This is a genomic window from Nocardia tenerifensis NBRC 101015, assembly GCF_000308715.1.
GTDB classification, from domain to species: Bacteria; Actinomycetota; Actinomycetes; order Mycobacteriales; family Mycobacteriaceae; genus Nocardia; species Nocardia tenerifensis.
Map to the genome: position 1 here is coordinate 1 of NZ_BAGH01000232.1, position 17,884 is coordinate 17,884.

Annotated in this window: 21 protein-coding genes and 1 pseudogene; 10 read left to right on the plus strand and 12 right to left on the minus strand. The window is 70.5% G+C overall.

The window, feature by feature from the left end; genetic code table 11:
* From ON39_RS18675 to ON39_RS18700, 6 genes and pseudogenes are all read left to right on the plus strand, one after another.
* A pseudogene (locus ON39_RS18675) lies at positions 1 to 241 on the plus strand (fatty acid CoA ligase family protein); the annotation flags it as partial.
* Positions 238 to 513, plus strand: coding sequence for a hypothetical protein (locus tag ON39_RS18680; protein WP_083894537.1), 276 nt, complete (start codon positions 238 to 240; stop codon positions 511 to 513). The pseudogene ON39_RS18675 and the gene ON39_RS18680, both read left to right, overlap by 4 nt.
* 64 nt (positions 514 to 577) lie before the next feature.
* The gene (locus ON39_RS18685; protein ID WP_040735964.1) at positions 578 to 1,624 is read left to right on the plus strand and encodes an NAD-dependent epimerase/dehydratase family protein; all 1,047 of its coding nucleotides are present in this window, start codon (positions 578 to 580) and stop codon (positions 1,622 to 1,624) included.
* A gap of 22 nt (positions 1,625 to 1,646) precedes the next feature.
* Positions 1,647 to 2,885, plus strand: a complete 1,239-nt coding sequence (locus ON39_RS18690; protein WP_051186791.1) for a peptide synthetase — start codon at positions 1,647 to 1,649, stop codon at positions 2,883 to 2,885.
* Positions 2,882 to 4,993, plus strand: coding sequence for an MMPL family transporter (locus tag ON39_RS18695; RefSeq protein ID WP_040735965.1), 2,112 nt, complete (start codon positions 2,882 to 2,884; stop codon positions 4,991 to 4,993). Before ON39_RS18690 ends, ON39_RS18695 begins: the two co-directional genes overlap by 4 nt.
* Positions 4,994 to 5,113: 120 nt before the next feature.
* A complete protein-coding gene (locus tag ON39_RS18700; protein ID WP_040735966.1) occupies positions 5,114 to 5,314 on the plus strand; it encodes a hypothetical protein in 201 nt (66 codons plus the stop codon).
* 1 nt (position 5,315) lies between these two features.
* Here the strand turns inward: ON39_RS18700 and ON39_RS18705 are convergent, their stop codons facing one another.
* Positions 5,316 to 6,335 carry an NAD(P)/FAD-dependent oxidoreductase gene (locus ON39_RS18705; protein WP_040736015.1) on the minus strand — a complete coding sequence of 340 codons (1,020 nt, stop codon included), beginning with the start codon at positions 6,333 to 6,335 and terminating at the stop codon, positions 5,316 to 5,318.
* Between the two features lie 80 nt (positions 6,336 to 6,415).
* Here ON39_RS18705 and ON39_RS18710 point away from each other — a divergent pair, with 80 nt between their 5' ends.
* Positions 6,416 to 7,006 carry a helix-turn-helix domain-containing protein gene (locus ON39_RS18710; RefSeq protein ID WP_040735967.1) on the plus strand — a complete coding sequence of 197 codons (591 nt, stop codon included), beginning with the start codon at positions 6,416 to 6,418 and terminating at the stop codon, positions 7,004 to 7,006.
* A 166-nt stretch (positions 7,007 to 7,172) separates the two neighbouring features.
* The gene (locus ON39_RS18715; protein ID WP_040735969.1) at positions 7,173 to 7,928 is read left to right on the plus strand and encodes a nucleotidyltransferase domain-containing protein; all 756 of its coding nucleotides are present in this window, start codon (positions 7,173 to 7,175) and stop codon (positions 7,926 to 7,928) included.
* A 28-nt stretch (positions 7,929 to 7,956) separates the two neighbouring features.
* Here the strand turns inward: ON39_RS18715 and ON39_RS18720 are convergent, their stop codons facing one another.
* Positions 7,957 to 8,316, minus strand: a complete 360-nt coding sequence (locus ON39_RS18720) for an SRPBCC family protein (RefSeq protein WP_040736020.1) — start codon at positions 8,314 to 8,316, stop codon at positions 7,957 to 7,959.
* A 251-nt stretch (positions 8,317 to 8,567) separates the two neighbouring features.
* On the opposite strand from ON39_RS18720, the gene ON39_RS18725 reads away from it, so the two are divergent.
* Positions 8,568 to 9,437 (plus strand): hypothetical protein, encoded by an 870-nt coding sequence (locus ON39_RS18725; protein WP_040735971.1) that lies wholly within the window; start codon positions 8,568 to 8,570, stop codon positions 9,435 to 9,437.
* On the plus strand, positions 9,430 to 11,205 hold the full coding sequence (locus tag ON39_RS18730; RefSeq protein ID WP_040735975.1) for a GMC family oxidoreductase N-terminal domain-containing protein: 1,776 nt from the start codon (positions 9,430 to 9,432) through the stop codon (positions 11,203 to 11,205). Before ON39_RS18725 ends, ON39_RS18730 begins: the two co-directional genes overlap by 8 nt.
* Before the next feature lie 48 nt (positions 11,206 to 11,253).
* Here the strand turns inward: ON39_RS18730 and ON39_RS18735 are convergent, their stop codons facing one another.
* From ON39_RS18735 to ON39_RS18780, 10 genes are all read right to left on the minus strand, one after another.
* The gene (locus tag ON39_RS18735; RefSeq protein ID WP_040735978.1) at positions 11,254 to 11,484 is read right to left on the minus strand and encodes a ferredoxin; all 231 of its coding nucleotides are present in this window, start codon (positions 11,482 to 11,484) and stop codon (positions 11,254 to 11,256) included.
* A 10-nt stretch (positions 11,485 to 11,494) separates the two neighbouring features.
* Positions 11,495 to 12,697, minus strand: a complete 1,203-nt coding sequence (locus ON39_RS18740) for a cytochrome P450 (protein ID WP_040735983.1) — start codon at positions 12,695 to 12,697, stop codon at positions 11,495 to 11,497.
* 105 nt (positions 12,698 to 12,802) lie between these two features.
* On the minus strand, positions 12,803 to 13,396 hold the full coding sequence (locus ON39_RS18745; protein WP_040735986.1) for a TetR/AcrR family transcriptional regulator: 594 nt from the start codon (positions 13,394 to 13,396) through the stop codon (positions 12,803 to 12,805).
* Positions 13,397 to 13,451: 55 nt separating this feature from the next.
* Positions 13,452 to 14,381: an alpha/beta hydrolase gene (locus tag ON39_RS18750; protein ID WP_174412541.1), complete on the minus strand. Its 930-nt coding sequence runs from the start codon at positions 14,379 to 14,381 to the stop codon at positions 13,452 to 13,454.
* Between the two features lie 167 nt (positions 14,382 to 14,548).
* Positions 14,549 to 15,058 carry a methylated-DNA--[protein]-cysteine S-methyltransferase gene (locus ON39_RS18755; RefSeq protein ID WP_040736024.1) on the minus strand — a complete coding sequence of 170 codons (510 nt, stop codon included), beginning with the start codon at positions 15,056 to 15,058 and terminating at the stop codon, positions 14,549 to 14,551.
* A gap of 62 nt (positions 15,059 to 15,120) precedes the next feature.
* Complete coding sequence (locus ON39_RS18760; RefSeq protein WP_040735993.1) at positions 15,121 to 15,384, minus strand: Ada metal-binding domain-containing protein; 264 nt, start codon at positions 15,382 to 15,384, stop codon at positions 15,121 to 15,123.
* Positions 15,385 to 15,389: 5 nt separating this feature from the next.
* Complete coding sequence (locus ON39_RS18765) at positions 15,390 to 16,118, minus strand: 2OG-Fe(II) oxygenase (RefSeq protein WP_174412542.1); 729 nt, start codon at positions 16,116 to 16,118, stop codon at positions 15,390 to 15,392.
* Positions 16,119 to 16,150: 32 nt separating this feature from the next.
* Positions 16,151 to 16,765 carry a methylated-DNA--[protein]-cysteine S-methyltransferase gene (locus ON39_RS18770; RefSeq protein ID WP_083894539.1) on the minus strand — a complete coding sequence of 205 codons (615 nt, stop codon included), beginning with the start codon at positions 16,763 to 16,765 and terminating at the stop codon, positions 16,151 to 16,153.
* Positions 16,765 to 17,244, minus strand: coding sequence for an RNA polymerase sigma factor (locus ON39_RS18775; protein WP_211336425.1), 480 nt, complete (start codon positions 17,242 to 17,244; stop codon positions 16,765 to 16,767). The genes ON39_RS18770 and ON39_RS18775 overlap by 1 nt, the downstream gene beginning before the upstream one ends.
* A 43-nt stretch (positions 17,245 to 17,287) precedes the next feature.
* A partial coding sequence (locus ON39_RS18780; protein ID WP_169335895.1) for an ATP-binding domain-containing protein occupies positions 17,288 to 17,884 on the minus strand: 597 nt, incomplete at its 5' end.

Here is a 17,884-nt window from a genome sequence, read left to right on the forward strand (position 1 = left end):
GGTCGGCGTCGGCCCGCGCGGCGCGCAGCGGCCGGTGCTGTGCTTCGAGCTCGACCCGGGTGCCGACGGCGCGGCGGTCGGGGCCGCGCTGCGGGCACGCGGGGCGGAGTTCGAACTCACCCGCGCCATCGGCGACTTCCTGCCGCATCCGGGGTTTCCGGTCGATATCCGGCACAACGCCAAGATCGGCCGCGAGCAGCTGGCGCGGTGGGCGGCGAAGCGGATCGGAGCGCACCGGTGAACGCGAAAATGACCGCGCTGCGGGCGATTCCCGTGCTCGGCTGGCTGTATCTGGGCGGCGGCGTCGCGGCGATCGCGGCGGACCGGGTGCCTGGAAACCGGGTGCTGCGCGCCGCGTGGTGGATCGACGCGTTCCTCAGCGTCGTGGTGCACGCGGCGCAGATCCGGCCCGCGCTGCGGGCGGCCGAGGGTTCGGGGCGCTCGCCCGTCGAGACGGCGATCTTGACGCAGATATTCGGAATGACCTGGTGGCGAACGCAGGAGAGGCAATGAGCCGGCGACAGCGAGCGAATCGACAGCACGGCATGGCGCAGCCGAGCGCCGGCGAGGCGGAGTCATGAGCACGGTACTGGTGACCGGCGCTTCCGGGTTTCTCGGCGGCGCGCTCGTGCGCAGGCTGGTGCGCGACGGCGAGCACGAGGTGTCGATCCTGGTGCGGCGCACCAGCGACCTGACCGACCTCGGCGACGACGTCGACCGGGTGCGGCTGATCTACGGCGATCTCACCGACCAGGCGTCGCTGACCGCGGCGGCCGAGGGCGTCGACCTCGTCTTCCACAGCGCCGCGAGGGTGGACGAGCGCGGAACCCGAGAGCAGTTCTGGCAGGAGAACGTTCGCGCCACCGAACGGCTGCTCGAGGCGGCCCGGCGCGGCGGCGCGTCCCGGTTCGTGTTCATCTCGAGCCCGAGCGCGCTGATGGATTACCACGGCGGCGACCAGCTCGACGTCGACGAGTCGATCCCTTATCCGCGCCGCTACCTGAACCTGTACTCGGAGACCAAGGCCGCGGCCGAGCGCGCCGTACTGGCCGCGAACTCCGTGGGATTCCGCACCTGCGCGCTGCGCCCGCGGGCGATCTGGGGCGCGGGCGACCGGTCCGGCCCGATCGTGCGGTTGCTCGGCAAAACCGCCACCGGGCGGCTGCCGGACATCTCGTTCGGCCGCACCGTGTACGCCTCGCTGTGCCACGTGGACAACATCGTCGAGGCGTGCGTCAAGGCGGCGGCCTCGGATGCCGTGGGCGGCAAGGCCTATTTCGTGGCCGATGCCGAGAAGACCGATGTCTGGGGCTTTCTCGCCACCGTGGCCACCGATCTCGGCTATCGGCCGCCGACCAGGACACCGAATCCCAAGGTGATCGACGCCGTGGTGCGCGTCGTCGAAACCCTCTGGCGCGTACCGGCGGTCGCGACCCGCTGGTCGCCGCCGCTGTCGCGCTACGCCGTCGCGCTGATGACGCGCAGCGCCACCTACGACACCTCGGCCGCCGCCCGCGATTTCGGCTACGCCCCGGTCGTGGACCGCGACAGCGGCCTGTCCACCTTCCTCGCGTGGCTCGAAACCCAGGGCGGCGCGGTCGAACTCACCCGGAATCTGCGCTGAGCGCGGTCGTCACGGAGGCACTATGACACTGGCATCGCACCGCGAGGGGACCACGGCAGCGCACCGCGACGGCGGCGTCTTCCGCAGGAGGATCTCGCCGACGGAGCGCCTGTACTTCCGCACCAGGGAGGTCTCCCCGCCCTTCTTGATGCACATGGTCGTGCACGGCGTCGGCGTCCTCGACCCGGACGCCGTGCGGCGCGCGGTCGACCTGGCTTCCGCGGCGAATCCCGGTGCGCGGCTGGTGCGCGACGGTGACCACTGGGTGGACAGCGGTGTCGCGGCCGCGGTCCGCGTGGTGCCGGGGTGGACGCTCGATTACGCCGCGCTGGAGGACGACGCGGTGCTGAACAGCCCGATCGGGCCGACGCCCGACCGGACCACCGAGGTGCTGCTGCTGACGGGTGAACAAACCACCGTCGTGTTCCGTGTCTTCCACGGGGTGATGGACGGGATGGGCATGCGCATGTGGGTCGAGGATGTGCTGCGCGCGCTGCGCGGCCTCGCCCCCGTCGGCGCGCCCGACCCGATCGCCGACGCCGAGCTGGTGGCGCGGGTGGGCGCACCGGGTCGGCAGACGCTGGTGCTGCCGACCTACCCGGCGGCGACCGGACGCGGCCGTCAGGACCCGGCGGCGTCGCGATGGCTGTTGCGGCACAGGACGATTCACGCGACCGGCAAGGGCGTGGTCGCTCGGATCTCGGCGATCCTGGCCGCCGAGACCGGGGCGAGGTCGCGCTTCATGGTGCCGGTCGATCTGCGCAGGCACGACCCGGCGCTGCGCTCGACCGGCAACCTCGCCCTGCCGCTGTTTCTCGACGTCGCCCCCGGCGAGAGCTGGGAGACGGTCAGCGCCCGCATGCGCGCCGGCCTCCAGGCGCGAACCGAGCTGAACCAACTCGACAACGGCGGCCTGTCGAAGTTCCCCGCCGCCGCCATCCGCGCCGTGCTGCGGGCGAGCAACTGGCTCGGCGCGCGCTTCAACCGGAACATGGTGTCCGCCACGGTTTCCCACATGGGCCGGATCGACCTCGACGAGCTCGCCGTGCCCGGCTGGACGCCCAGCACCATCCGCGTGCTGCCGCAGCACAGCGGGGCGATGCCGCTGCTGTTCGGCATGCTGGAGTCGCGCGGGCGGATCGAGCTGACGGTGTCGTGCCGCAATGGCGCGGGCATCGAGCCGCGGCTGGAGGCGTTGCTCGACAAGATCACCGCGACGCTGGAGGCCGAACTGGCGCAGCAAGATTCGCCGGTGCGATGACCGTCCTGGCACGCTTCGTCATCGCCCGGCCGCGCATCGTGCTCGCCGTGGCGGTCGGGCTGATGCTGCTGTGCGGGTTGCTCGGCCTGCACACTGCGGACAAGGTCAGCGCGGCGGGATTCACCGATCCGCACAGCGAGTCGGCGGCGGTCGATCGGCTGGTCCGCGAACACTTCGGCCCGCAGACGCCGGACGCGGTCGCGCTGTACACCGCACCGGACTGGCAGTCCTTGGACGATATCGGGCCTCGGGTCCAGCAGTCCCTGGCCGCGATCGATCCCGCGCTGCTCCAGCGCCCGATCGAAACCTATTGGAACAGCGTGCCGCCGCGTAAACAGTTCCTGAAATCCGCCGACAACCGGCAGGCGCTGGCGGTGGTGTTTCTCGCCGGTGACGACAACCGGCGGGTCTCCGCCTACCCGGATATCGAAGCGGCCCTGCGGGTTCCGGGTGTCGACACCAAGCTCTCCGGCTACAGCGCGCTGGCGACCCAGATCAACAAGCAGTCCCAGCACGATCTCGTGCGCGCCGAATCCCTCTCGCTGCCACTCACTTTGCTCATCCTCGTGCTGGTGTTCGGCGGCGTGGTCGCGGCGTCGCTGCCGGTGGCCGTCGGCGTGCTCGCGGTGCTCGGGGCGATGGGCGCGATCCGGGTGCTCACCGAGTTCACCGAGGTGAGCACGTTCGCGGTCAATATCGCCTCGCTGCTCGGGCTCGGCATGGCCATCGACTACGGCTTGTTCCTGGTAACCCGGTTCCGCGAGGAGCTGGCGGGCGGCCGCGATATCGCCGCCGCCGTCGAACGCACCTGCGCCACCGCCGGCCGCACCGTCGCCTTCTCCGCGCTGCTGCTTATCTGCGCCTTCGCGGGCACCTTCGTGTTTCCGCAGGCCGTGCTGCGCTCGCTCGGTTTCGGCGCGATCGTCGCGGTCGCGCTCGCCGCCGCGCTCTCGCTCACCGTGCTGCCGGCCATGCTCACGCTGTTCGGCGCCCGCATCGGCAAGGCGGGCGCGAAGGATCGCACCGAACGATTCTGGGGCCGGGTGGTCGACGCGGTGCTGCGCAGGCCCGGCCTGGTCACCGTCGTGGTCGGCGCGGTGCTGCTGCTGGCGGCCACGCCGCTGACCGGCGTGCGACTCGGCGACATCGATCATCGGGCGTTGCCCGCGGGCAACGAAATGCGTTCCACCGTCGAGGAACTCACCGCCGGATTCCCCGCGGCGAGCAGCGGGGTCACCGCCGTGCTGCGCGGGACCGACGGACCGCCGCAGTCGGCTCAGGTCGACGCGGCGAGCGCCGCCCTCGGCCGGGTCGGCGGCGTCCGGCAGGTGTTCCAGGTGGGCCGCGCCGACGACATCGTCGTGTTCCACGCGTTCCTGAAGGACACCGATCGCAGCGAGAACGCCACGGCGACAGTGAACGACATCCGCGCCCTCACTCCGCCCGACGGCACAGTCCTGCGGATCGGCGGCGACACCGCCGCCACCGTCGACAGCGTGCACTCCATCGTGCGCGCCATGCCGTGGATGATCCTCGTCATGGTCACCGCGACCGTGCTGCTGCTCTTCGCGGCATTCCGGTCGATCGTGTTGCCGCTCAAGGCGGTACTGATGGCGTTCCTGAGCCTTGCCGCCACCTTCGGCGTGCTCACCTGGATCTTCTCCGACGGTCACCTGGCCGGCCTGCTCGGCGTCAGCCCCGGCCCGCTCGCGGCGGGCATGCTCGTCCTGATCATCGCGGTGGTCTTCGGGCTCTCCACCGACTACGAGGTGTTCCTCCTTTCCCGGATGGTGGAGGCGCACAACGCGGGGGCGGGCACCGCGGCGGCCGTGCGCATCGGCACACGCAAAACCGCGCGCGTCATCACGGCCGCCGCCACCCTGCTGGTGATAGTCACCGGCGCGTTCACCCTTTCGCCGTTGACGCCCATGCGATTCCTGGGGCTGGGCATGATCATCGCGCTGGTGATCGACGCCACCCTCGTGCGCATGCTGTTGGTTCCCGCGCTGGTGAAACTGATGGGACCCGCCAACTGGTGGTCGCCCTGCACCACCCGGCGTCTGATCCCCGCCACCGTCCAGCGCGCCGACGAGCCGGCCCGCACCTGAACGACGGGTCGTGTGGAACATTCGCGAATATCTTTCGCCCGGACTAATTTCCATACCGATCAGTCGCCACGCCGTCGCGAAGATTGCAATGATCGCCCGCAATACCCAGGCTTAGCTCCCATGTCCGCCGCCTGCCCCGCCTGCTCCTGGCCCTCGCCGATGCTTGTCTCCTCGCACGGGGCGGTGCGCTATCTGCGCTGTGTGTGCGGCAGATTCCTGGTCTCGCACGGCGGCGGCGTGCACCTGGTGACCGATCGGAGCACCTGCGGGACGGCGAAGGCGGCCGAACACCTGGAGCTCATTCCGTTTCCCGAGGCCTGATTCAGAGTCCGTGCCGGCGGTCGGCCGAGACCAATTCGCCGACGCGCGCCTCTTTCTCGGCGGAGAAGGTATTCCGGTAAGCCCGCACCGCGAGATCGGTGTCCTCGGTGATCAAGTCGGCATTGATCTGCGCCGCCGCGAAAGCGCCTGCGGCCGCGGCAGCGCCGACCTGCGCGGACAGATCGGTGACATTGCCCGCGGCCCACACCCCCGGCACCTCGGTGCGGCCGGTCGCGTCCGCGGGGATGTGCTCACCCATGCCCGACGGGTGCTGCGCGGGCTGTAACCCAAGGGGCGCAAGGAAATCCGCGCGGGCGACCATGCGCGGCGCGAATGCCAGCGCCTCGCGATGGATCATCCTGCCGTCGCGCAGGCGCACCCCGGCGAGCCGGTCGTCGACGACTTCCAGCGCGGCCACCTCGCCCTCGACCACCGCGATGCCGCGCGCCGCGAGCCGCTCCGCCTCGGCGGCGCTCGGCGACGGCATGGTGTGCGCGAACAGCGTGACGTCCGCGCTCCACTGCCGGAACATCAGCGCCTGGTGCACCGCCATCGGCCCGGTGCCGAGCACGCCGATGGCCTGGTCGCGCACCTCCCAGCCGTGGCAGTAGGGGCAGTGCAGCACGTCGCGTCCCCAGCGGGCGCGCAGTCCGGGGATCTCCGGCAGTTCGTCGACGAGGCCGGTGGTCACCAGCAGTCGCCGCGCGCGCACCGTCCGGCCGTCGGACATGGTCACCGTGAATCCGTCGTCCGCGCGGGTCACCGCGGCGACCGCGCCGGAGATCACCTCGGCGCCGTACCCGCGCGCCTCGGCGCGGCCGCGCTCCAGCAACTCGCCCGGGGTCATCCCTTCCCGGGCCAGTAATCCGTGGACGCCGGCGGCCGGGGCGTTGCGCGGCGCGCCCGCGTCGATCACCAGCACCGATCGCCGGGCCCGCGCCAGCATCAGCGCGCCGCTCAATCCGGCCGCCCCGCCGCCGACAATCACCACGTCATAGCCGTCTCTCAGCTGTTCAGTCATCTCGACCACCTCCGCGACCCACCATGCGACCGGGTTGAGCGTATGCGCAATGTTTGTTGCCGATATGGCAATATGGACCCATGGACGAGGATCTCGACAGGGCGCTCGACGCGGTCGGCCCGCGCCTGCGCGCGCTGCGCAAACAGCGTGAGACCACGCTGTCCGCGCTGTCGGCGGCCACCGGCATCTCGGTGAGCACGCTCTCGCGCCTGGAGTCCGGCGGCCGCCGCCCGACGCTCGAGCAGCTGCTGCCGCTGGCCCGGGCGCACGGCGTCACGCTCGACGAGCTCGTGGACGCCCCCGCCACCGGCGATCCGCGCATCCATCTGCGTCCGGTCACTGCGCACGGCATGACGATCCTCCCGCTCACCCGCAGAGCGGGCGGCATTCAGGCCTTCAAGATGGTGATCCCGGCCGAGTCGCGCCGCAAAGAGCCGTCGCCGCAGACCCACGAGGGTTACGAGTGGCTCTACGTTCTCAACGGCCAGTTGCGGCTCGTGCTCGGCGAACGCGACATGGTACTGCGGCCCGGCGAGGCCGCGGAGTTCGACACCCGCGTGCCGCACTGGTTCGGGGCCGCCACCGCCGAGCCGGTCGAGTTCCTCAGCCTCTTCGGCAAGCAGGGTGAGCGCGCGCACCTGCGGGCCCGCCCCAAACGGCCCGAACCGTAGCCGCCGGAAAAGAATTCGCGCTCGCTCGCCGAAGCTCGGTACGATTCGTGCCATGGAGTGATGACCGATACCGTGTGCGCCCGCGTACCGCGCTGAGCCGATTGGGCTTCGAGCGTTCGGCGGTGCTGCCCGTATCCGTCATCACTCCTCCTACCTCAGGACCTCTATGACCGACGAATCCTTCCTTCGGCACGTCACCGACCGATTGGCCGCCGTCCCCGGCGTCCGCGCGGTCACCCTCGGCGGCTCGCGCGCCCAGGGCACCCACACCCCCGACAGCGACTGGGACCTCGCCGTCTACTACCGGGACACCCTCGACCCCGCCGACCTCCGCGAAATCGGCTGGCCCGGTGAGGTTTCCGAACTCGGCGGCTGGGGCGGCGGCGTCTTCAACGGCGGCGCCTGGTTCACCATCGACGGCCGCCAGGTCGACGTGCACTACCGCGATCTCGACGTGGTCGAGCACGAGCTCGCCGAGGCCGAGCAGGGCCGATTCCATTGGGAGCCACTGATGTTCCACCTCGCGGGCATTCCCAGCTACCTGGTGGTCGCCGAGCTGGCCATCAACAAGGTCCTGCACGGCTCCCTCCCCTCCCCCACCTACCCTGCGGCACTGCGCGATTCGGCCCCACCCATCTGGCACAACCGAGCCACCATGACCCTGCGCTACGCCGAAACCGCCTACGCCCAACGCGGTCAAGCCGCCGAGGTAGCCGCCAACCTCACCATCGCCGCGATGTGCACCGCCCACGCCGTCCTCGCCGCCCGCGGCGAATGGACCACCAACGAGAAGCGAATGCTCCAACGAGCCGGCCTGCGCGACATCGACACGATCGTCACCGGACTCGAACCCGACCCGACGTCCCTCACTCAGGCGATCACCGAGACAGCGGCACTGCTCGACCGCGCCATGAACCCGTAGCATCGGCGACTATGACCGTGCCGCGTGATCACTGACCGTACGAGAGCCGAAGGGCACCGAACACAAGGTAATTGACGCGGCGGCGCAGGTGCCCGGTCTTACTCTGGTCCGGCGCTTCCACCGGCGTGAGCAAGGTGAATCTCAGCAGGGTGCCACCGCGACCCACCGCGGCAAGGTCGAAACGCACCTGATCGAGGGGCCTGCTGACCCACAGCGACGACCACACGACCAGGTCGGGCTCGTCGGACGCCAGCACCCTGGGTTCGACCTCGTCGGCAAGCAGCTCGAGCCACGGGCGCGCCCCGGGTCGCCGGGGCCGCGTCAACGACTCCCAGACGACGAACGGCGGCGCGGGCAAACGCCTTGCCCGCGAACCGAACTCGATCATGTCAGCAGCGTAGAGCAGAGGCGCGGGGTCGTCGGCCGTCAAACCACGGAAACCCTCCTGGACACGTCCGTGGGCGATTCCTGACCATGTCAGGCGCGGAATCGGCGGAGGAAGTGTCTGGGACGGGTCACAATCGGTGAGGCGGCGGGTCTGTGTCATCGGCACACATTCGCGGGGAGCGGTCGGGACGTCTACCCAACGGAGATACCTTCGGATAAGGCTATTTTCGGACTCCGGGCAGGGGGCCTACGATGTCGGACTCGACCATCGATCGCCGAGTTTTCCTGGCCCGGGCCGCCTGGCTGGCGGCCTGTGCCGGATCGCTGAGCACGGGCGCGATCTCCTTCCCCGTCGCAGGCGCCGCACCGCCGGGTCCGCTCGCCGCCGTCGACGCCTTCACGCTGGACACGCTGCGCGGAGTGTGCGCGATGGTGTTCCCCGGACCCGACGAGTGGTCGCGGGTGCAGGGCACGCCGCGGACCGGGCCGGGCGTGATCGAGGCGGGCGGCGGCGAGTTCATGAAGGACCTGTTCGACAACTACCTGGCGGCCGGCGATCAACTGACCCGACCGCTGGCCCTGGCCTTCGGGCAGGCCCTCGACGAAATCGGCGTTCCCGCACCGCTATTGCTCGGCGTCACGCCCGAGCAGGGCATGCGGATCGACCAGGCGCTCGGCTACGCCTACTCCGATCGGGTGCTGCCGCTGTCGGCCCTGGTCGCGCTGGTGCTGAACTTCGGCGCGCTACTCGTCGCGCCCGCCTCGGCGGTCGGCCCGCTCGGTTCGCCGTTCGCGCGGCTGAGCCTGGGCGACAAGTGCCGCGTGCTCGAGCTGATCGAGCAACCCCTCCCCGAGCTGGTCTACCTCGTCGACCGCTGGCTGCCCGGCGCGCTGCACGGCTCCGGCGCCGGGTTTCTCCGATTCGCCGGCGGAATCCTGTTGGAGGGCACCGCTTTCGGCGTCTACTCCGAGATGGAGATGTTCGATCCCGCGACGCGCACGGTGCCCGGGCGGCCGCCGTCCTGGGAGATCTGCGGCTATCGACCGCACGGCCTCGTCGAGGGCCACCCCGAGCTGATCGGTTACTACCAGGGACGGACGGAGGTGCGGGCGGATGCGTGACGTCATCGTGGTCGGCGCGGGCGGCGGCGGGCCGGTCGCCGCGGCGGAGCTGGCCGGTCGCGGCCTGGATGTGCTGATGCTGGAGGCGGGTCCGCGGCACGCCGCGCCGCGAGCGACCTGGTCGCACGCGGAGAACGACGCGAACAACCCCAACGACGGCTTTCTGCGCTTCGGCCCGCAGGATCGCCGGAAACCGGCCTGGTTTCGCGAGTGGGCCGGGAACATGTTCGTCTGGGAGCTGGCCGGGGTCGGCGGAACGACCGCGCACTACTTCGCCAACTGTCCCCGGCCGTATCCCGGTGTCTTCCAGGGCTACTCGGGCCCGGACGCCGCCGCCTACGATCGCGAGCACGAATTTCCCTTCGGCTACGACGAATTCGTTCCGTATCTGGAGTGGGTCGAGGCGACGCTGCCGGTGCAGACCGCGGCGATGGGAACCAAGGAGGCCCTCACCTTCCGCGGCTGCGAGAACATCGGGCTGCCCGTGCAGACCTCGCGAACCACGACCGGCGATTCGTTTCGGCCGCAACAGAACGCGATCCTGCAACCCGGCGGCAACGCGGGACGCACCGACCGCACCGACCTGCTGACCTATCCGGCCGCGACCGGATGCACGTTCTGCGGGCACTGTTTCCAGGGGTGTTTCGAGCCGGTGCACGCCCCGCGCAATCTCGCCGCCAAGCGCTCGACGGACAACAGCTATGTGCCGCTCGGCCTCGCGGCCGACGCGGTGCGGCCGGGCGGCAGGCCGGTCGAGCTGATCGCGGATTCCTTTGTGACGTCGATCAATTCGGAGCAGCACGGCGGCGAGGTGGTAGCCACCGGGGTGACCTGGCGCAACAACACCAGCGGCGAGCAGTTCACCGAGGACGCCCGGGTGGTGGTGCTCGCAGGCGGCGCTACCCAGAGCCCGCGGCTCTGGTTCAACAGCGCGCTGCCCAACCCCAACGACTGGGTGGGCCGCGGCCACACCGACCACTTCCTCGACTGGGTGGTCGGCGCGTTCGATGAGTACACCGGAAACTCGAAGGGCGCCAACGCCTCCGCCAGGATCGAGTTCCCCGGGCACGGCGGAATCGAGACCATCGGCCTGACCCCGGCGATCCAGGCGTTCTCGATGTGCCTGTCCGACAGCGGCGTTCGCGGGGTCTACGACAACGGCCGCGGACCCACCGGCCCGTGGGACGGACGGGCGGGCCGCCTGGTCGGCGACGAGCTCAGGGATCTGCTCGAGGGTGGGATCGACAACCTACTGAACTTTCTGATCATGACCGACGACCACGTCGAACCACGCAACCGGATCACCCTGTCGCTGTTCCCCGCCGACGAGAACGGCGCGCCCGCGAAGATCGATGTCTCACCGCGCGAACGCACCCCGAAGACCCTGGAGAACAGGGAGTTCCTGGCCCGGCGGGCCGCCGAGATCATGCGCGCCGCCGGCGCGAAGAAGGTGTATCGGATGGATTGGGCGCCGCTGCTGCTACACGTGCACTCGTCCATGCGCATCGGCGCGTCGCCGGCGAACTCGGTGCTCGACCCCACCGCCGAGGCCCGCTGGGTCAGAAGGCTTTTCATCGCCGACAACTCGGCCCTGCCCAACTCCCTCGGCGGCCCCAACCCGACCCTGTCCACCCAGGCCTTGGCGACCTGCACGGCCGAGACCATCTTCCAGCGCTACTTCGGCGGCGATCCGTGGGTGCACCGCGAGTCCCCGATCGTCACCACGGACCCCCGCATCACCGCCCGGCTGGCCGAACTGGGCCTGTAGCGACCGAGTCCGGGCCGGGCGGGTACGACGGAGCAGTGGGCGGTCGGCTCACTGCTCGGGGCTGAGGATCTCTCCGGTGTCGGCCCCGCGGACGAGAATGGCCTCGATGGGGCAGGATTCGGCGGCGTCGACGAGGAGTTCGTCGGGCGCGACGACCTCCTTGACCGGCTGGGAGCGGCCGTCGACGAGGGTGAAGTGTTCCGGGGCGATGCCGGTGCACATGCCCGAGCCGAGGCAGGCGCCCCGATCGACCTCGATGCGCCACTGTTGTTCTGCCATACCAGTTCCCCTACCAGCTCACGGGAAGCGCCTTCGGCCCCCGGACGAGCAGGCCGGTCTTCCACGGTACTTCCTCGACCGGCACCGCGAGGCGCAGCGTCGGGAAGCGTTGCAGCAGCGAGCCTATCGCGACCTGGAGCTCCAGTCTGGCGAGTTGGGCGCCGAGACAGTGGTGGACGCCGTGCCCGAACGCCATGTGCGGGTTGTCGTTTCGGGTCAGGTCCAGCTCCTCGGAGTTCTCGAAGACGCTCTCGTCGCGATTGGCGGCCTGGGTGTTGACGATGACCGACTCGCCCGCTCGCACGGTGACGCCGCTGAGCTCGACGTCCTCGGTGGCGACGCGCGCGAACGAGCCGCCGGAACCCAGCTGCACGTAGCGCAGCAGCTCCTCGATCGCGCCGGGCACCAGCTCCGGCCGCTCCCGCAGCAGCGCCCACTGCCGCGGCTCGCTGAGCAGGACGTAGGTGAAGTTGGCGATCTGGTTGGCCGTGGTCTCGTGGCCCGCGATCAGCAGCCCGATGCCCATGTTGACCAGTTCGTCCTCGGTGAGCCGGTCGTCGTTGTCGCGCGCGGCGACCAGCGCGCCCATCAGGTCGTCGGTGGGCTGCCTTCTGCGCTGCGCCACCACCTCGGCGAGATAGTCCTCGAGGGCCGTGCGCGCGTCCTCGATCTGCTGCGGGGTGTGCGCGGTGGTGGACAGCACGGTGTCGGAGAAGTCGCGGAACCGGTGCTGGTCCCGGGTCGGCACGCCGAGCATCTCGCAGATCACCGTGACCGGCAGCGGCAGGGCGAGGCTCTGCACCAGATCCGCTACCGGACCGGCCTTTTCGATCTCGGTGAGCCGTTCGTCCACGATCTGCTGTGCGCGCGGGCGCAGCTGCTCGACCCGGCGGCTGGTGAAGGCCTTGGCGACCAGCTTGCGCAGCCTGCTGTGCTCGGGCGGGTCCATGCTGAGCATCGAGTTCTGCCGCGACGGGTTCGGCGTGGTCCGCGGGATGTCCTCGCGGTCGACGGTGACGGCACGGCTGAACCGCTGGTCGGCGAGGACGAGCTTGGCGTCCGCGTAGCGGGTGACCAGCCACCCCTCACCGCCGTAGGGCAGCTGGACGCGCGAGACCGGCTCCTCGCGGCGCAGCCTGGCGAAGAGCGGATCCATGTCTAGGCGGACAGGTTCGCCGAAAGGGTATTGGCGCACCTCAGTTTTCACGGTCATGCGGGACTCCCTTGGCCGACGCCGAACGGCGCTTCAGCAATGTAAGCGGATGCTTACAACGTCCATGTTAGGGAGGTCACATAGCCCCGTCAACGCCGGATTCCGTTACGAGGGCGGGAAATTCACGTCCGTTCGCGGCAGGATCGCCCGGGCGGCGCGCAGCACATGATGGGCAACCGTCGCCGGGTCGGCGCCGGCCAAGGGCTCCCTGCGGTGCACCGAGCGCATCAGGCCGATGCCGAGCACCCAGGCGAGCAGCAGGTCGGCACACAGCTCGCTATCGGGGCCGTCGCCGAGCGAGGACAGCGCGCGGACGTACTCGTCGCCGAGTTCGCGACGGATCGCCGAGGCCACGTCGTCGTGTCCGGTGGACCGCAGTGCCGCCTGCAGCCACTGCTCCTGCCCCACCGAGCCGGTCGGCTCGAGTATCCCCGCGAGCAGCCTGCTCAGCAGGCCCTCGACCGGCCCCTCCTCGAGCCTGCGGCGTCCGTGGGCCGCGATCGCCGCGCGGAACAATTCGTCCTTGTTGCCGAAGTACCGGAACAGCAGCGCCTGGTTGACCCCGGCCCGCGCCGCGATGTCGCGCACCGTGGCGCGCTCGTATCCGCGCTCGGCGAACAGTTCCTGCGCGGCGGCCAGGATCGCGGCGCTGGTGGCGACCGAATCCCTTTTGCGGCTGGCCGTTTCGTTGTCAGACATGCACCCTCCGGTTGCCAGGTATCCGGAGGGGCAGCGTAATGCAGATTCCGGCGTTTCAGGCGCCGAGCGCGCGCGCCAGGTGCGGCCAGGAGTCGTGCAGGTCGGTCTCGAACTGGCCCCAGGTGTGCGCGCCCTCCGGCCGGTTGACGTGTACCGCGGGCAGTCCGAGGGCATCGAGGCGGCCCGCGAAGGCCGCGGTGCACGCGCTGGCGATGGCCTCGATCGGCGGGAAGGGCAGTCCCCCTTCGTCTATCGCGCCCGGCGTCCCGGTCGCCGCGGACAGGTAGATCGTCTTGCCCGTCAGCGCGGCGGCGTTGGCGAACGCGTCGTGCGCCCGCCAGATCGCGTCGCCCGGTGTGCCCCACATGTTCGCCGTGTTGCCGCCGCCGCGCGCGACCTGGGCGCTGACCATCGCGACGCCGAGAGCGTCTGCGGTCCACGGACATCCGCTGTACGCCGCAACGGCGCTGTACACGTCGGGGGCCTGGATGGCGAGGTCGACCGCGGAGCCCGCGCTCATCGACACCCCGGCGATGGCGTTGCGTCCGGTGGTGCCGAGCTGTGCGTCTAGGACACCGGGCAGCTCACGGGTGAGATAGGTCTGCCATCGGTTTCGGCCGACCGCCGGGTCGTCGGCGAGCCAGTCGGTGTACATGCTGTACGCGCCGCCGACCGGCATCACCACGTTGACGTGCTTGTCGGCGAAGAACTCCCGCACGTCGGTGTCGTCCCACCAGGAGATGCCGTCCACCCCGCCGCCGATGCCGGTGAGCAGGTACAGCGTGGGCGCGGGGCCGCCCGCCGAGCGGATCACCCGGTTGGTCACCACCCGGTCCATCGCGGGCGAGTAGACGTCCATCCGGGAGACCGAGCCGCCGAGCGACGCCTCCTCGACCACTCGCGCACCGTCGGGAGCCGCCGTCGCGGGACCGACGGAGCACACCGACGCCACCACTACACCGATCAGTGCAACCACATGCTTCACAACCGCCACTCTTCCGTTGTACCGCCACAAGATCGGGCCGAAACATCGGTGGGGAGGGCCAAGTTTCGGGTCTTGACAGAGCGGTCTTTCGGCGTCCCCTGCGGTTTCGTGAAGGCGCGGCGTCGTCCGAGTCTCGCCGGGTTCGAGTCCGGACCGCCGGGCGGCGCTCAGATGGCCAGCGGCAGGCGCAGATCGGCGGACTCCAGGTCGAGCAGCGCACGCTTGGCGGCGAGTCCGCCCGCGTAGCCGGTCAGTGCGCCGTCCGCGCCGAGCACGCGGTGGCAGGGGATCAGGATGAGCAGCGGATTGCGCGACAGCGCGCCGCCGACCTTGCGGGCGTCCGCCGGTCCGCGGCCGAGCGCGCGGGCGAGCGCGCCGTAGGTCGTCGTGCGGCCGTAAGCGGTTGTGGCCTCTAGGGTTTCCAGCACGGTCCGGTCGAAGGCGCTCAGCGCGGGCCGATCCAGGGGAACGGTGAACTCGCGACGCGTGCCCGCGAGATACCCATCGATCTCCACCAGCGCTTCGACGAGATGCTCCAGCGCGCAGGAGTTTTCGGCTATGGGTGCGGTCACGGCGTCGTCGGTGAACGCCACCCTGGTGACACCCGCCCCGCTCGCCTCGACACGGAGGTTTCCGAGTGCCGAGGCGTGGACGGTACTTGCTGCGGCGGTCTGCATGATCAGCTCCTGTTCGGCGTTGTCGTCATTCAGTAGACGTCGAGCGAACCGTGAACGTGAGATCACCGAGAAACATTGTGCTGTGCGGCTTTCCACTCCCCATAACGCTCCGGCAGACAGACCGCGCACGGTCGATAACCCGCGCGCACCGCGGTCGCCTCGTCGGCGAAGAAGACGCGCTGGGCGCGATAGTGGCCGCGCGACAACGCGCGCAGGGCGGACGGGCAGTCCAGGCGGCCGTAGATCCTGCCGCGCCGATGGCCGCCGTACCGGCCCGGGTCCGGGCTGAGGTACGGGCGGCCCTCGGCATCGAGCAGCGTGTACACCGGCGCTACTGCGCGTCGTGCAGGACTAGGCCGAGCGTGTGGCGGATACCGCCGCGAATCCGGCTGACCCCGTGGCGAACCGGCGCCCGCGACCAGCCCCGGCTCGACGGCGTCGGCCGATCCCGCGTGGTGAAGATCAGCCCGTGCCCCTGCTCCAGCACCGTGACGGTGGCCTTCGACTGCGCGCGGGGACGCTGCTCGACGAGCAGGAACTCACCGCCGGTGTGGTCGACGCCCGGCCGGTCGAGCCCGATCACCACCTGCAAGGGGAACACGAGGTCGCCGTAGAGATCGCGGTGCAGCGCGTTCCAGTCGCCCTCGGTGTAGCGCAACAGGATCGGCGTCGGCTTGGCCTGGCCCGCGGCGTGGCAGGCGTCGAGCCAGTCGGCGAAGTCGTCGGGCCACGGCGCGGGGTCGCCGAGCCGCTCGGCCCAGGAACGCGCCACCGGCAACAGCTTTCGGTAGAACGCCGAGCGCAGGACCATGATCGGCTCCGGCACGGGATCGGCGAAGTACCGGTAGGTGCCCTGGCCGAAGCGATAGCGGGCCATGTCGATGGTTGAGCGGAATCGCGCTGTGTCGTCCCACATCTCGGTGAACTCGGCGCACTCGTCGGGTGACAGGAGCGGGCCGGTCTGGGCGCAGCCGTAGGCGTCGATCTCCTCGATCAAGGCAGGCCAAGCCTGCGCATCCACTCGTTCACCCAGGGGAACAAGAGTTTCGATGTTTCGCATATCGCCTCCGGCAGCGGTGGGGTTGTCGGTGCTCACGCGGCCTCCAGAGTGAGCAGTGTGGTCTTGGCCGCCAGGCCGCCCACGTACTGGCCGATCGAGCCGTCGCTGCGCACCACCCGGTGGCACGGAATCACCACGGGCAGTGGGTTGTGCGCGCAGGCCGACCCGACGGCGCGCACGGCGCGGGGATTGCCCACGGCGGCCGCGACGGCGGCGTAGCTCGCGCGGTGGCCGTAGCCGATATCGCTCAGATGCTCGATCACCTGACGGCGGAATCCACCGGCCAGTCGCAGATCCAGCGGCAGGTCGAAATGCGTTCTGGTACCGGCGAAGTACTCGTCGATCTCGCGGGCCGCGGCGTCCAGGCGCGCGGGGGCGGCGAGCACGCGCGGGCTGATCCGCTCGGCGAGGGTGTGCAAAACGGTGTCGTGGTTCTCGTTGGGGTAGGCGACGCGCACCAGGCCCGCGGGGGTCGCCGCGAGCAGCAGCGTGCCGACGGGGGTGTCCACGGTGCGGTAGGCGACGTCGAGCAGGCCCGCGGACTGCGCATCGGCCGCCAGGCGGCGGCGCAGATCGGTCAGCAGCGCGGGGTCCGGGGTCAGGCCGTCGAACAGGCCGTCCGGGTCGCCACGGTCGATGGTGGCCATCATGATTCATCCTTCGGGTAGAGCTTGCGCAGAGTTTTGAGGCCGTCGGCGGCGGCGCGGCGGGCGGCGTCGGTGGAGTTGCCGAGCAGCGCGGCGATCTCGGCGTGCGGCAGGCCCGCCAGGTAGTGGTAGGCGACGGCCTGGCGCTGCTTGGGCGGCAGGGCCCGCAGGGCGTCCCACAGGTCGGGGTCGTAGTCGGACGGGTTCGGGCCGGCGGCGGGCCGCTCGGGCAGTGTCTCGGCCGGGACGGGGGCGCGGGTGAGCGCGCGGCCGACGTCGATCGCGCGACGGTGCGCGATGGTGACCAACCATGCCTCGATATTCGCGTCGGGATCGAGGTCGGGGTAGGCACGCAGCGCGGACAGGAACGTCTCCGACCACGCGTCGGCCGCGTCCGTCGGGCCGAGCACCGCCCGGCAGACGCGCAGCACCATCGGGCCGTACTCGGCCACCACTTCCTCGAACGGAGGCAATCTCACACTCGGTAGACGCCCGGCCGCCCGCAAACGTGAGATCCGCGGGTCACCGGCCACCGTCCGCGCGGCGCGAGAGCCCGCTGGCGCGCAGCACCCGGCGGGCGATGCCTGCCCTGATGGACTCGTCGGTGCCGATCACGCGGACGTGGCGGCGGGCGCGGGTGATCGCCGTGTAGAGCAGCTCCCTGGTCAGCAGCGTCGACTCCGGCTCGGGCAGCACCACCGAGACGGTGTCGTACTGGCTGCCCTGGCTGCGGTGGATGGTCATGGCGAACACGGTGACCACGGCCGGGAACTGGGTCGGGTGCACCAGGTACGGCTCGCTGCCGCGCTGTAGCGCGGCGCGCAGCGAGCCGTCGGGCATGCGCACGACCACGCCGGTGTCGCCGTTGTAGATGCGGGCCTCGTGGTCGTTCGCGGTGACCAGCAGCGGCTGACCGGGATACCAAGGGGCCGAATGCGATTCGGGACCGGCGCCGCCCGCGGCGGCCCACTCGGCGGCCATCCGGTCCCAGCGCTCGACGCCGAACGGTCCCTGGCGGTGCGCGCACAGCAGGCGGTGCGACTCGAGCGCGGTGAGCGCGCCCGCGGCGTCGCCGTCGAGGGCGGCGGTGGTCACCTCGCGCGCGGCGCGCACGACATC